The following is a 14974-nucleotide window of genomic DNA, read 5'->3' as shown; positions in this document are numbered from 1 at the left end:
TCGGCGAGCACGATGCACGGCTTGACGCCGATGCAGCACTCTCGGCCTCAGGCCATCGCCGCCTGCGCAATCCGTGTCACCGGCGCTGCCGCGTTCAACAGCCCCCAGGCTTCCAGTTGATCGACCGCATTGCGCACGCCGTCTTCGTCGCGAATGCGCTGGCCCAGCGCGCGTGCCGCGGCGCGCATGGTCGGCGTGCTGGCCTGGCGCAGCGCCTCGGCCAGCGTCTCCGGCTGCAAGCCGACACGCGCCAGCGCTGGCGGCGCTACGCCACGTCCGGCCATGCAATACGCCCAGAACGGTTGGTCGTAGCCGAACGGCAACACCACCGACGGAATCCCCGCCGTCAGCGCCGCGCCGGTGGTGCCTGCGCCGCCGTGATGCACGGCCGCCGTCACGCGAGGAAACAACCAATCGTGCGGCGCCTGTTCCAGATGGAAGAAGCGCTCGGCGTCATCCGCAGCCGCAGTGTCGGTCGCCGCCAGCCCGCCCCAGCCACTGGCCAGCAATGCGCGTTGACCGGTCAGGCGCACGGCAGCCTTGACCGTAGCGGTGAGCTGCATCGCATCGCTGCTGGGCATGCTACCGAAGCCGATATACAGCGGCGGCGGCCCGGCCTGCAGAAACGCCTGCAACGCGGCCGGCGGTTGCCACTGCGGCTGCGGCAGTTGCCAGAATCCGCAGATCTGCGCGCGTTGCGGCCAGTCCGGCGGACGTGGGCACAGCTGCGCGCTGTAGCCGTAGATCACACGTATCGCGGTGCGGTCCGGACCACGCCACGGATACGCCGGCAGCCCCAACGCCGGACGCACGATGTCGTTGAGCGCCGGGCGCATGAATTGCCAGCCGGCAAACCGCACCGCGTGGTGCAGGGCTACATTCACCCGCCCGGGCAGACGCACATTGGGCATCATCATCAACGGCAGATGGCGCGAGGCGGTGAGCGGTTGCAGTTGCGCGAAGCACACCGGCAGCCCAAAGGCCTGGCCCAGGCTATGCGCCAGAAAACTTGCGCTGCCGACGCCCAGGATCAAGCCGGCATCGGCGCACGCCGCCCTGCCCTGCGCTGCCCAATCGGGCGCCCAGCTCAGCAGCTGCGCGCGCAAGGTGCCCCAGATGCCACGCCAGCCGCCGCGCATTTCTGCGACATCTGGGTTGCCTTGCAGCAATTTCTGGTGGTCGCCGCTGAGCGGGAAAAACTCCAGACCGTTGGCACGAATCAGCGCTTCGAAGTTGCTACTGGTCAGTACCCGCACCGTGTAACCGCGCTGCTGCAAACCGCGTCCCAGCGCGATGATCGGGCGCACATCGCCGTGCGTGCCCAAGGTGGCGATCACGATCGGGCGGTTGGCTGCAGCGGATGCAAGAGACTCAAGCATATTCGGTCACCCCGTCGTTGGCACTGGCGATGCGGGTATTGCGATGCGACGCCTGTGCGCTGGCATCGTGCAGCAGTGCACACAGCGTTGCCGAGTGCGCGGCCGACAGCATCGAGTGGTGGTCGCTGTCCAGGGCGTGCAGGTGCAGCGTGCGCACAAAGGGGCGCCATGCCTGCGGCCGGTAATCCACCCACTGCGCATCGTCCCCACCGGAGCTCATCCGCACGGCTGCTTCGACAAACAGCACATCCTGATTCAATGCGCGGGGACGGTGGCGTCGTGCCAGATGCAGGTGATGCTGGGTCACCGCGCCCAGGTCGTCCAGCAGCGTGGGGCGTTGCTCCAGCAATTGACGCACCGCCGGCACATCGTTCAGTCCGTAGTGATCGCACAACAGGCTGGCCAGCTGCGCCACCGTGGTCGGCATCGGTTGGTCGTGCGCCAGTGTCAGCCCCAGCGCATGCACCGATGCGCGCACATTTTCCGCTTCGGGCAAGGCGGCGGCCTGCTCCAGGTGCGGATAGCTGTCGAGCATCGCCAGCAGTTCGACCTGTTCGCCAAGATCGTGCAGCTCGGCGGCGATGGCGTGCGCGATCAAGCCACCCAACGACCAGCCCATCAAGCGGTACGGGCCATGCGGCTGCACGCTACGCAGACGCGCCAGGTAGTCGCGGGCGATCGCTTCGATGCTTTCCGAACGATGCTGCGGGTCGCTCAATCTCGGCGACTGCAATACGTACACCGGCCACTGCGGATCGAGCTGGCCAAGCAAGGTGAGATACGACCAGCCCAGGCCGATGACCGGATGGATGCAGAACAACGGCGTGGCACCCGCGCTGCCGGCACGCAGCGGCAACAGCACGCTCAGCGGGTCGTTCGTTGTCTGCGCGCTGCGTTTGATCACTTCGGACAAACCGGCAATCGTCGGCGCATGGAACAGCGCGCCCAAGGGCAAGTCAACGCCGAACAGTTGCGGGAAACGTGCCGCCATTTCCGCCGCACGCAGCGAGTCGCCACCGAGCTCGAAGAAATTATCGTCCACCCCCACCACCTCGATGCCCAGCACTTCCTGCAACAGGGCTGCAAGCTGCTGCTCGAGTGCGTCGCGCGGCGCCACATGCGCAAGCTTGGGCAGCGCGCCCGGTGCAGGCAATGCGCGGCGATCCAGCTTGCCATTGGCTGTCAGCGGCAACGCCGGCAATGGCATCCACAGGCTCGGAATCATCGCCGCCGGCAAACGCTGCTGCAAATGGGCGCGCAGCAATTCGCTCGACGGCGTGTTGCCATGCTTGCCCACGACGTAGGCGAGCAGCTGTACGGCGTTGTCGCCATCGCTGTGCGCAACCACCGCTACCTGTGCCACCTGCGCATGCAGCAGCAGCGCATTCTCGATTTCCGCCGGCTCCACGCGGTGACCGCGGATCTTCAGTTGCGCATCTGCGCGGCCGATGAATTCCAGCAAGCCGTCACGGCGCTGACGCACGCGGTCGCCAGTGCGGTACATGCTGCTGCCGTCATTGGCAAACGGGTCGCGCAGGAAGCGCTCGCTGGTGAGTTGGCGCTTGCCGCGATAGCCCTTGGCCACGCCCGCGCCGCCGATATAGAGCTCACCGACCGCACCGGTTGGCAAGGGTTGCCGCTGCGCATCCAGCACGTAAACGCGCGTATTGAGCAGCGGCCTGCCGATCGGCGGTGCGGTGGCATCGGCCAACTGCAGCGGCATGATGGTCGACCAGATGGTGGTTTCGGTTGGTCCGTACAACTGGGTCAGGCGCCCGACCCGGCTCAGCAATTGCGTCGCCAACTCGGGCACCAAGGCCTCACCACCGACCAGCGCATGGATGCGGTCCAGCGACAGATCCTGATTGGCCAGCAGGATGCGCCACAGCGACGGCGTGGCCTGCACCAGACTGATCTGCTCGTGGGCAATCAGGCGCGACAGACCGCGCGGGTCGTGACTGATGCCGGCCGGTGCGATGACCACGCGCGCACCCACCAGCAACGGCAGATACAGCTCCAGCCCGGAGATATCGAAGGTGATGGTGGTGACGGCCAGCACGCGGTCGCGCGGACGCAACGCCAGTTCATGTTCCATCGCATGCAGGAAATTGAACAGGTTGCGATGGCTGATCTCCACGCCCTTGGGCGTGCCGGTGGAGCCGGAGGTGTACAGCACATAGGCTGTCCCATCCGGGGTCGCCATCGGGGCGATCGCCGCTGGCAAATGCGCCGGGCGCGGGTCCAGCCACACCATGCCGCCGAGCAGATAGCGCTCGCACAATGCCGGCTCGCAGACCAGCGCAATGGCGCCGGAATCGTTGAGCATCTGCCGATTGCGCGCCGCCGGGCTTTCCGGATCCAGCGGCAGATAGGCCGCACCGCTCCACATGATGGCCAGCAAGGCCACCAGCAGATGCTCGCTGCGCGGCAATGCGACCGCAACCACATCGCCGGGCCGCACCCCATCGGCCACCCACTGCGCAGCGATCCGCGAGGCGAGCTCGCACAGCGTGGCGTAATCCAGCGTGCGGTTGTCGTATTGCACGACAACGGCCGCAGGCATCATCTCGGCACGCTGCAACATGCCGTGCAACAACGTGGCAGCTTCCGGCAACGGCGCGGCGGTGTGATTCCAGGTGTGCAGCAAACGGTGGCGCTCTTCATCGCCCAGCACGTCCACCTCGCCCAGCGCGCATTCCGGGTTTGCCAGCACGGCATCGGCCAGATGGGTCAGACGGCGGCAGTGTTCGGCCAGCTCGTCGCTGTCGTACAACGCCGGATTGGCGTCCAGATCGAAGCGCAGGGCCGCGCCGTCGCCACGCTCGTAGCAGAAGATGGTCAGATCGTCGGCCGGGCCGTTGCACAGGTTATGCGGTATCGCATACGCCTCGCCAAATCGCAGGGCGTAATCGAAGGCTTCGATATTGACGGCAAGGCGTGCGAACTTCTGGTCGATGCCGAACATGCCGATGTCGCGACGTACATCCTCGAAGCGATATTGCTGATGCCGCAAGGCATGCCTGACCACCGACGCGACCTGTGCAAACAACGCATGGATCGGCTGCTGCGGGTCCATCTTCAGACGCAGCGAAATCACATTGGCTACCAGCCCGGCGGTCTGCCGGTAGCGCGCATTGATGCGGCCGGTCACCGGCATCGCCAGCACCAGATCTTCGGCACCGGTGCAGCGGTAGTAATAGGCGGCGATCAGCGAGATCAGCATCTGCGGCAAGCTGGCGCCGTAGTGCTTACCCATCGCGCGCAGACGCACCACCTGCTGCGGCGAAAACTGCCCGGTGCCGCGCAGCAGCCCGGTGGACAGATGATTGCCGGGGCGTGCCAGGGTTGCCGGCGGCGGCAGATCGGCCAGCTGCTGCATCCAGTACTCGCGATCGCGCTGGAAGCGGTCGGAGGCGCGGTACTGCTGCTCCATCTCGACCAGCGACAACGCGCTGCCGTACTGCGCAGGTTCCGGCTCCAGCTCTGCGGCGTACGCGTTATATAGCACCGACATGCGCTGCATCATGATCGATGCGCAATAGCCGTCCATCACCAGATGGCTGACGCACTGCACCCACATATGGTGATCTTCGCCGAGCCGGAACACCGCGCAATGCCACAACGGCCCATGCTCCAGGTCTTCCGGTTGACGGATTTGTTCGTCCACCCAGTGCTCGGCGGCATTGCGCGGCGCGGGATCTTCGCTGACGTTGAAGAAAGGAACCGGCGCGGTGTACTCGGGCAGGATCACCTGCTGCGGCACGCCATCGTGCTCCACGATGCACAGCCGCAGCGTGTCGAACTCCCGCGCCAGCTGCAACGTGGCGCGGACCAATAGCCCAGGGTCCAACGGACCAAACATCTCCAGTGCTTCGGACAACATCAAGGTGTTGTCGGTATGCAACTTGCTGGCCACCCACAGGCCGCGTTGCGCTCTGGTCAAGGGAAACAGCGGGGCGGCATCGGCGTGCATTGCAAGCATCCTTTTGTGTGGCGCGCGGTCGCCCGGCGGACCCTGGCCGCGTTGCGGTCACAGTGACGCCGGATCAGCACCTAAGTAATAAAACGCAAGATAGAAAGCACCATCGACTGTCGGCAGATGCCGGCAATACACGGTGGAAACGCACAATGGGCACGCACAACGAGGCGACAGGCACAATCGAAACTTCGACGTGCAGATATCTGATTAGAGCAACTTGTATCCCGACAAGTTAAACGAACACTAACAATTCGTTCGCGGGCAGAACCGTGCAAAAATCACGAATTGCATGTGATGTGCAAAAATTTTTAACCGAAGTGTGATTTCAACTAGTGTTCTGCATGCATAGCGGCAGGCAAATGCGATGCGACAACGATCCGCATTGGCAGAAAACACCGCGAATACAGCACCCAATGCGCAAACGCTCTGCGCCCGGCAGCAAACAGACGCTGCGCTTATCGCGTTACTCGCAGCGAGCACCGCGCATAAGACCAGTGCGCGCACCAGCGTTGATACGTCTGCATTTCGTGCAAATCACTGCGTAAAACAGCGGGTATTTGGCAACACGCGCTAGCTGCAACGGCGGCGCATGACGTGCAGATCATTTGAGCGCAACGAAGGAGGGGATGCGGCGTTCGCGCCACCTCTAAGGATCGCAACGCATAAGACCAGTGCACATGCCAGCGTTGATGCGCCTGCGTATTGTGCAAATCACTGCATGAAACACGGTGCTTTCTGCAGCAACGCTGCAGGTGGGCGCACGATCACGCAAGCGTCGTCTGCTTGTCATCGGCATGCAGCGTCGCTGCGTTTTGCTGATGTGGCGCTGCGCAGATCGCAGCCCATGGTGCGGCTGAGCTTGCCTGGTACGGGCTTACGCCTAGCCGCCATCAAGACAGCCAGGACGGCTGCCTGGCGGCCAGCTATGCGGTCAGGATCGAGTGCGACGCGGCGGATGCCGGTCGCAGTAGTGCGCTGTTGGGTAGTGCCGCCGCCACGTGCTCTGCGCGGGCTTCCACGCCTGTAGCGCACGACGCGGATTGTTTGAAAACAGCATCAGCGCGCTGCGGTACAGGCCCGCAGCGCGCGCTATGCATCAGCCCAAGGGTTCGTCGGACAGATAGGTATAGCCGGTCAGGCCCGCCTCCAGGGCGTCGTGCAGTTCCTGTGCGCGCGCGGGCGGCAGTTGCGCTGCAGCGATGCGTTCGGCATAGGTCGCGCGCAGCGTCTCCAGCTGATACCCCACGTAATCCAGCATCACATCGGTGGTATCGCCGCGACGCTGCTGCACGATGCGATAGCCATCGCCGTCCACGGCCACTTCCACCGCATCGGTATCACCGAATAGGTTATGGATATCACCCAGGATTTCCTGGTAAGCACCGACCAGAAAAAACCCAATGCGGTAGCTCTCGCCCGGATTCAACGCATGCAACGGCATCGAGCTGTCCAGACTTTCGTTCTCGACATAGGTCTTGACCATGCCGTCCGAATCGCAGGTCATGTCGGCGATGATGCCGCGCCGCTGCGGCGCCTCGTTCAAGCGTTCGATCGGCACGATCGGAAACACCTGATCGATCGCCCACACGTCCGGGATCGATTCGAACACGCTGAAGTTGACGAAGTACTTGTCCACCAGACGCTCGTTGAGCTCATCCAGCACCGGGCGGTGGCTCTTTTCATCGAAACTCAGCCGCGCCCGCACGCCATGCGCGATGGCATAGAACAGGTCGTCGATACGTGCGCGGTGGGTCAGGTCGATCTGGCCCAGTGCGTAGGCGCTCAAGCCTTCGGCGTGGAAGTGCTGGGCTTCCTGGAACAGTTCCACCGCCGGGCGCACATCGAGCTCGTCATGGATCTCGCGCAGATGGCGAATCGCTGCCGGCTCGTCGTCGTGCGCATCCGGCACGCGGCCTTCCTGGGCCTGCTCCACTTCGGACACGTTGGCGATCAGCACCGCATGGTGCGCGGTCATTGCGCGGCCGCATTCGGTGACGATGCGCGGCGGGGTCAGGCCGTGTTCTTCGCAGGCGCTGGCCAGCGGCTGCACGATATTGCTGGCGTACGAATGCAGGCCGTAATTGATCGAACAATAGCTGCGCGAGCGGGTACCTTCATAGTCGATGCCCAAACCGCCGCCGACATCCACATGGCTGATCTTGGCACCCAGCCGCGACAGTTCCACGAAATACCGCGTGGCCTCGCGCATGCCGTTGGCGATGTCGCGCACGTTGGAAATCTGCGAGCCCATATGGAAGTGCAGCAACTGCAGGCTATCGGCGTACTCGGTGTCGCGCAGCGTCTTCCACAGGTCCAGCACCTGACGCGGCGACAACCCGAACTTGGCCTTGTCGCCACCGCTGTTCTGCCACTTGCCCGCACCCAGCGACGCCAGCCGCATGCGCACGCCGAGGCCCGGCTTGACGTCCAGCGCGCGCGCCTCTTCCAGCACCAGCTTCAGCTCGGAGGGCTTTTCGATGACGATGAAGGTCTGCAGGCCGAGCTTGCGCCCGATCAGCGCCAGGCGGATGTATTCGCGGTCCTTGTAGCCGTTGCAGACGATCAGCCCGCCCGGACGCGACAGCGCCAGCACCGCCATCAGCTCCGGCTTGCTGCCCGCTTCCAGCCCAAAGCCGTCGCCGTGATGGCTGGCCAGGGTACCGGCCACGCCGCGGTGCTGGTTGACCTTGATCGGGTACACAGCCGTGTAGCCGCCGGCGTAGTCCCACTCCGCTTGCGCCTGCGCAAAGGCCGCCTGCAGCTTGCCCAGGCGCTGGCCCAGGATGTCGGGGAAGCGCACCAGCAGCGGCAGCTTGGCGCCAGCCGCGCGCGCCGCGTCCACCACCTCGGGCAGCGACACCGATGGGCCGTCGACGGTAGGCGTGACCACGATGTGTCCGGCGGCGTTCACATCGAAATACCCATCGGCCCAGTGCGGGATCGAGTAGGTCTTGCGGGCTTGGTCGAGGGACCAATCGCTCATTTCGTTGTCTCGGCAGGGGCAAAAGGGCGTGAATTGTAACGCCTGACATGCAGACGGTCCGTTACAATCCGCGCCGACTTCACGCCCCTCTCCTGCTGGAGCGGGGTGGTCTGCGGGGTCGGCCACCGCGCAGTTTGGCTGCACGCGGCTGCGCCCTCCCCTCATCCGGCGCTTTGCGCCACCTTCTCCCGGTGGGAGCAGGGACAGCCCCTTCTTTTAGGACTTTGCATGAGCGCCAACGACAACTGGTACATCGAACACTTCCAGCCGACCGGCTCGGCGATTGGTTTTCGCATCAGCGGCAAGCTGGACGAGGTGCAGTCCCCGTTCCAGAAGATCGAGATCTACCAGACCACCGATTGGGGCAAGCTGATGCTCATCGACGGCGCGGTGATGCTCACCACCCGCGACAATTTTTTCTATCACGAGATGATCAGCCACCCGGCGTTGTTCACCCACGCCGCACCCAAGCGCGTGGTGATCATCGGCGGCGGCGACTGCGGCACGCTGCGCGAGGTGCTCAAGCACCCGGGCGTGGAAAGTGCCACCCAGTGCGATATCGATGAGCAGGTCACACGCATGTCGGAGAAGTATTTCCCCGAGTTGTGCGACTCCAACCACGATGCGCGCGCCGAACTGTTGTTCGACGACGGCGTGGCCTACATGGCCAATTGCCCGGCCGGCAGCGTGGACATCGTGATCGTCGATTCCACCGACCCGGTGGGCCCGGCCGAAGGCCTGTTCAACAAGGCGTTCTACGACAGCTGCTTCAAGGCGCTGAAGGACGACGGCATCCTGGTGCAGCAGTCCGAATCGCCGCTGGCGCTGCTGGACCTGATCAACGAAATGCGCACCGAAATGGGCAAGGCCGGCTTCCAGTCGTTCAAGACCCTGCCGTTCCCGCAGCCGTGCTACCCCACCGGCTGGTGGAGCGTGACCATGGCCAGCAAGCAGCCCAAGGCCGACTTCGCCTTCCGCCAGGCCGATGCGCAGGCCAAGGGCTTCGACACGCTGTATTACACCGCCCATCTGCATACCGGCGTGCTGGTGTCACCGCCGTTCGTGGCCAAGGCGCTGGGCGAGTAAGGCAGCCCGACCACCGCGAGCGCGGCATTGCGCTTGCGGTGGTGGTTGATTACACGATTCGCAGCCATCGCTTCGATGACGGCGCTGCCACACCTGGTTGTGCTGGTGGGAGGATCGTTGCGATGAGGCAACCGTTGCAACGACGGTTGAGCGCACTGCATTGCGCCAGCACAGCGGCGCGACGAAGCGCGGATGACAACACTGCTGCGCCACCGGCAAGCCGGCGCGTTCGTCGCGCGCAATCGGTCTCTGCCGCGCATCCAGGCCGGTTCCGAGTGCGCCGTCCCGTCTCCACATCATGCCGGCTACTTATCAGCCGCTTCTAGGCTTACACAGGCGGCCTCGCGTATCAGCTCAAGCATGCGCGCAGAGCACGCAGCTCATAGCCGCGCCAACACCTCGGCCTTCTTGGCATCAAATTCCTGCTGGGTGACCAGCCCGGCATCCAGCAATTGCTTCAACTTGCCCAGCACCTGCACCGGGTCGTCCATCGTCGGCGGTTGCGCTGCAGCGGACGCTTGCAGGTGCGCTGGCGGCGCATGCACCACCACGCCACCGGCCGCCACGCGCAGTTTTTCGATTTCCAGCTGCTGACGTTTTTCGTAGGCCACCTCTTCCACCTGCTGGGCGTAGGCGTAGATGCGTCGCGCCTGCCGCTTGGGCAGGCTGTCGATCGCAGCGATACGGCCTTGCACGGTGCGGCAGGTGATGGTGGCGCCCAGCATTTGCTCGCTCAGGTGCACATCCTGGACATCGCGCCAGGGGAAATCCTGGAACGTCATGCCAAACAGGGTTGGCCGCACCACGATGAATCGACGGTTGGTCAGCACCACCGCATCGGGCGACAGATTCATCACCATCTTTTTCTGGATCCCGAGATAGGCGACCTGCTCGTCTGCGGTCAGCAGCTCGGTCACCTTGGGCAGGATCTTGCCGGCGGCCACCGGGTCCTGTTCGTCTGTCAACAACTGCGCCACTGCGTTCATCTGCTCTCACCACCGGCTGATCACCGCGTTGCGCACGACACTACAGCAAGCTGCATGGACGCCTCTGCAACGCAGGCTGGCCAGGTGAGGTACGCGTGCTACGCGTGTCCAGATATCGCTTTCAGGATGCGTCGCCGGAACGCAAAAGGGCGGACGTTGCCGTCCGCCCTTTTGCGAGCATCCACTTCACTCAGAAGCGGACTTCGGCGCCGACGTTGAACACATCGGCGCGATTGATGGTGATGTCTTCGTCGGAATCGTAGTAGTCGTTGGCATAGAGATAGTTCGTATAGAGCACGCTCAAACTCGCATGCCGGCCAATATCTACGCCTAATCCGGCACCGGCATACCCGCCGGAAACCCGTTCATTGGATTCGCCATTGGAGTTGGCCGACCAGTAGCCTAGGCGCACCACGGCGAACAGTGGACTGTCGCCAAAGTTGAAACGTGCCATGGCGCCCAGACTTCCGAACTCAACGCTAGGGACGTAGGCGCCGTCGTGATCACTGATACGGGCCAGCTTCCCAACTGCCGCCTCAATGCCGACCAGCGTCGCCGGACCCGCCCTCCAACGATAGCCTGCGTTGAAGCCGAGCATGTCTTGTTCGATGCCTTCGTACACTTTGCCCTGACCACCCTGCACGCCCAGAAAAACGCCGCTCTTCAGACGTTGATCCTCTTCGCGCGGCATTGGCAGCACATAGGCCGGTGCAGGCGGCGCATCCACCGCAGGCGTCTGCGTCGTGACGGTGGCAAATCCGCCAGTCTCTTCGGCCACATTTGCGCTTCCGCTTCCACCGACGGCCGTCGGAGCGCCGCCGTTGCCGGCGTGCGAGGGCCGCGACAGCGGCGCGGCCGGTGCAGAGTTGCCCTGCGTGCCTGCCTGCGGTTGCGTTTGCTGTTTCCGGTAGCTATCCCAGCCGCGCGACAACGATTGCGCCGAGGTCTGTGCCGTGACGCCAAGCGCCGTGCAGGCCAACAGCAGTGTTGCAGTCTTTTTCATCGCATTCCCCATGAAGTGATCCTCCCTCGTTCCCGCATCCGTGCGCACGCAGGCGGACCCGACGGCGTCTGGAAGTGGCGCAGTTGCCGTCATCTTTCCGGGAGCGTCCCCGCATCACTGCACTGCCCAAGGCACCGGCCGTGGCACATCGGCGTGGATGTGCGCGGCGCGCGCGTGATGCAGCCCCCTGACCGCAGCGCGCACAGTGTCTGGAGTCTCATTGCCTGTCAAGAAGCGCTGAGACGCGCGTCGACAGACGGTCCGTCGGAGTGCGGCTTCGACGTGTTCCAAACCCATACCGATAACCCCGCCAACCGATCGCCACCTCCCGTCCCGGTCTCGCGCGGATGGCGAAGCGGCGGCTGTGTCGCACGTGCCGGCAGCCGCGGCGTGGCGCTTCCGCAGTGCGCGGCAGCCCAGTGATTTTGGAAGGACCTGAGGGCTCCAAACGACTGAATTGCAAGGGCGTTCCATGTCCGGAACATTTCATTTGTTAAACAAATGTAATTTCAATACTCGCAAGTTCTAAAATCGCGTGACCCCGATCCCTTGTGATCCCCTTGGACCTGCGTCACGCGTGACACCTCCGCGCCGCCAGGGTCCGGAGAACTGTCATGCATTACCAACCGCTGGATGTGTCCAGCCTGCAGGTCGTCACTCCCGTGTTGCTAAAACAGGGCACACGGCTGCTCGAGCCCAACGTCTACCGCACCCATCTGGACGGGCAACTGGCCGTGGTCAAGGACTACGGCCGTTATCGCCGCACGCTGCTGGCACCCATCGCCCGGCTGATGGTCCGCCATGAAGCGCGCATGCTGCGCCGCCTGCACGGCTGGCGGCATGCCCCGGCCCTGCTCGGTACGTTGGGCGGCCTGGCGCTGGGGATGGAGTTCATTCCCGGCGACACGCTCAGCGCCAGTGCGGTGGTGGGCCAGGAGGTCTTCCAGCAATTGCAGCAGGCGCTGCGTCGCCTGCATGCATTCGGCATCACCCACAACGATCTGCACGGCACCAACGTGATGGTCAGTGCCGGGGTGCCGGTGTTGATCGATTTCACCTCGGCGTGGCGGTTCCCGCGCTGGCTGCGGCGCGGCACGGTGGCACGGCAGCTGCAACGCAGCGACGTGGCCAATTTCCAGAAGATGCGCCAGCGCCTGGCCGGGATCCCACCCACCGCCGACGAGGCCGCACGCAGCGCCGAGCCGGGCTGGGTGCGTGGCCTGCGCGGCGGCTGGAAGCGGCTGTATCGCCGCCTCAAACGCGACACGTAATACCTAAGAGCGGCTCACAAAACCTGGCGAGCAGTCGTCAGCTGGGTGCGGACAGCGCGGAGTAACCGGAGTATCCAAGTGGCATATGCCGCACCGCGCAGCGGCCACGTCCGCCTGGCGGTGAGCACCGTCGTGTTGCTGGCTGCCCTGAACCGCCCGCAGCGCCGTCAGTGCTCTACCGCTGCCGATCCGGCTGGCACCTTGTAGGCGATCAGCGTCGGTGCGTCTGCCACGAAGCGGTCGAGCACCCCATCGGCAATCTTGACCGGCCCGCCGAAGCGCGTGGCGCCGGGAATCGAGGGGACGGCCGCGGCCTTGGCGGCCACTGCAGCGGCATCGGCAAACAACGCCGGCGCTGCGGTATCGCCGCGATTGGCGGCATCCAGGCCGGCCGCGGTCTGCTGCAGCGCGCGGCCCCAGCTTTCCATCGCGTCGAGCCAGGGGCGCGATTGTTGGGCAAAGCCCTTGTCGGCCACGCCGTCGCGAATGATCTGCGGCGCGGCGGCGATGTCGTCGGCGGTGCGCGCCAGCGTTGCAATGGCCTGACTGCGCGCCGTGGCATCGCCCAGTGCGATCGCCTCGCGCACCTGGTCGAGCACGGCCTTCAGACGCGGCGCCTGCTCCTGCCACGGCTGGCTGCCGAAGGTGGGTGCCAGATGCTGGGTGTCGAAGAAGGTCAGCAATGCCGCCGTCACGCGCGCATCGCCACCGGCCAGATCGCGCGCCGCCGCATGCCAGGTGCGCTGCGCGTCGTAGCCTTTGTCGTTCCAGGCGAACGCAGTCAGCCCCATCACCGCGACGCGGCTGGGCACTTCCTGGTTCATCGGGTTGGAGACGATGCCGGACAACTCGGCCGACAGCCCGGCCTCGCGGCGCGCATATGGCGCCATCAGCAAGCGCCCGGCGGAGGTTTCGAAATCGTTGACCGGGTAGTTATCCCACAGCAACGTCTTGCGCCCGAATGCCTTGGTCGCCGCACGCGCATCGGGGATGGAAATGGCCGGCGGCACCACGTCGGTGCCGGTCCACTGCACCACGATCTTCGGGTCCAGATGCTTGCGCAGCGCCTCCTTGTACGGGCTTTCCTTGGCGTCGAAATACTCGGTCGGCACCATGATCAGTTCCGACGCAGCAGCGTGGCGGGCGACCAGATCGGCCTGCACCAGATTGAGCAGATGCGACTGCGCGATGCCCGCCGCCTGCGCACCGGACTCGCCGAAGGTGGTCTTGTCGCGCTCGCAGTTCCACTTGGTGTATTCGATATCGTCCAACGCCAGATAGAAGCTGCGCACGCCCAGCGCGCGGAACGCATCGAACTTGCGCAGCAATGCCTTGGCATCGGCCGGATCGGAAAAACACACACTTGGCCCAGGCGAAATCGCATAGACGAAATCGACATGGTTGCGCTTGGCGGTGGCCACCAACGTGCCCAGCGCCTTCAAGGTCGCTTTGGGGTACGGGTCGCGCCAACGGTCGCGCGCGTACGGGTCGTCCTTGGGGCTGTAGATGTAGGTGTTGGCCTTGGTGCGCGCCAGAAAATCGATGTGCTTGCTGCGGTCGGCCATTGACCACGGCGCACCGTAAAAGCCTTCGATCGTGCCGCGGATCGGCATGGCCGGGTAATCCTGGATGACCAGCGCCGGGATAGCCGGCCGCTCGAGCAACTGACGCAACGTCTGCACGGCATGGAACAGGCCATCGCTGTCGTGTCCGGCCAGCGTGATCAGGCTGCCGCCGCCCAGCGCAACGCTGGCCAGCGTATAGCCTTCGGTATGGGTGTCCTGCATGGCCTTGCTGCGCGTCAGTGCATCGCGCACCACCGCCGCGTCGCCGGTGCCAATGACGATATGCGGGCGATCGAGCGTGGTCGGCAGGCGCGATGCGGTGGCGATCTTGCTGACGCCGGCCGACCCGAGCAGGCCACGCACCAACGCGACCGAGGCCGGGTCCGCGCCCGGCGCGACGACCAGCACCACCGACCGGCCCAAACTGATCGTCTGCCCATCCAGCACGATCGATACCGGGGTCGGAAACAGCACCGGCTGGGTGACCGGCGCGGCCAGTGCAGGCGCGGCCAGCCCCACTGCCACCAAGACCGAGAGCAGGCGCAAGCCCGACTTCCTGTTGCGTCGCTTCATGTCCGAACTCCGGTATTGGAATGGTATTACGGCCTAGAGTAGGCAAGTCGCTGCGTGGCGACAAGCGTGGCTTGGTCTTGGAGGGTCGAGCCTGGTTTTGGCTGCTGTTGTTATCAGCGAACGCGCTGTCTGGACCGAAAGGAACTAGG

Annotated in this window: 8 protein-coding genes and 1 other RNA gene; 2 read left to right on the top strand and 7 right to left on the bottom strand. The window is 64.6% G+C overall.

Going from position 1 to position 14974, the window contains the following annotated elements:
• Positions 1-47 precede the first annotated feature (47 nt).
• From VC212_RS15125 to speA, 3 genes are all read right to left on the bottom strand, one after another.
• Complete coding sequence (locus VC212_RS15125; protein ID WP_115563224.1) at positions 48-1379, bottom strand: glycosyltransferase; 1332 nt, start codon at positions 1377-1379, stop codon at positions 48-50.
• On the bottom strand, positions 1372-5352 hold the full coding sequence (locus tag VC212_RS15120) for an amino acid adenylation domain-containing protein (RefSeq protein ID WP_323526240.1): 3981 nt from the start codon (positions 5350-5352) through the stop codon (positions 1372-1374). Before VC212_RS15120 ends, VC212_RS15125 begins: the two co-directional genes overlap by 8 nt.
• 1102 nt (positions 5353-6454) lie before the next feature.
• Positions 6455-8341 carry an arginine decarboxylase gene (speA, locus tag VC212_RS15115; protein ID WP_055847359.1) on the bottom strand — a complete coding sequence of 629 codons (1887 nt, stop codon included), beginning with the start codon at positions 8339-8341 and terminating at the stop codon, positions 6455-6457.
• 228 nt (positions 8342-8569) lie between these two features.
• Between speA and speE the strand changes: the two genes are divergently transcribed.
• Positions 8570-9427: a polyamine aminopropyltransferase gene (gene speE / locus VC212_RS15110; protein WP_115559232.1), complete on the top strand. Its 858-nt coding sequence runs from the start codon at positions 8570-8572 to the stop codon at positions 9425-9427.
• A 380-nt stretch (positions 9428-9807) separates the two neighbouring features.
• On the opposite strand, the gene VC212_RS15105 is transcribed toward speE, so the two are convergent.
• Together VC212_RS15105 and VC212_RS15100 are read right to left on the bottom strand one after the other, a co-directional pair.
• Positions 9808-10413 (bottom strand): PH domain-containing protein, encoded by a 606-nt coding sequence (locus VC212_RS15105; RefSeq protein WP_323526239.1) that lies wholly within the window; start codon positions 10411-10413, stop codon positions 9808-9810.
• 190 nt (positions 10414-10603) lie between these two features.
• The gene (locus VC212_RS15100) at positions 10604-11416 is read right to left on the bottom strand and encodes a hypothetical protein (protein WP_323523384.1); all 813 of its coding nucleotides are present in this window, start codon (positions 11414-11416) and stop codon (positions 10604-10606) included.
• 614 nt (positions 11417-12030) lie between these two features.
• Here VC212_RS15100 and VC212_RS15095 point away from each other — a divergent pair.
• Positions 12031-12687 carry a phosphotransferase gene (locus VC212_RS15095; protein WP_323526238.1) on the top strand — a complete coding sequence of 219 codons (657 nt, stop codon included), beginning with the start codon at positions 12031-12033 and terminating at the stop codon, positions 12685-12687.
• Between the two features lie 11 nt (positions 12688-12698).
• On the opposite strand, the gene VC212_RS15090 is transcribed toward VC212_RS15095, so the two are convergent.
• Both VC212_RS15090 and VC212_RS15085 read right to left on the bottom strand, forming a co-directional pair.
• A non-coding RNA gene (locus tag VC212_RS15090) (sX9 sRNA) lies at positions 12699-12774 on the bottom strand.
• Positions 12775-12854: 80 nt separating this feature from the next.
• The gene (locus tag VC212_RS15085) at positions 12855-14825 is read right to left on the bottom strand and encodes a beta-N-acetylglucosaminidase domain-containing protein (RefSeq protein ID WP_323526237.1); all 1971 of its coding nucleotides are present in this window, start codon (positions 14823-14825) and stop codon (positions 12855-12857) included.
• Between the last annotated feature and the right edge of the window lie 149 nt (positions 14826-14974).

Source organism: Xanthomonas sp. WHRI 8932A (assembly GCF_035012785.1).
Lineage (GTDB): Bacteria > Pseudomonadota > Gammaproteobacteria > Xanthomonadales > Xanthomonadaceae > Xanthomonas.
Note: the sequence above shows the minus strand (reverse complement) of the source record. Positions and strands in the feature narration are given on the sequence as shown.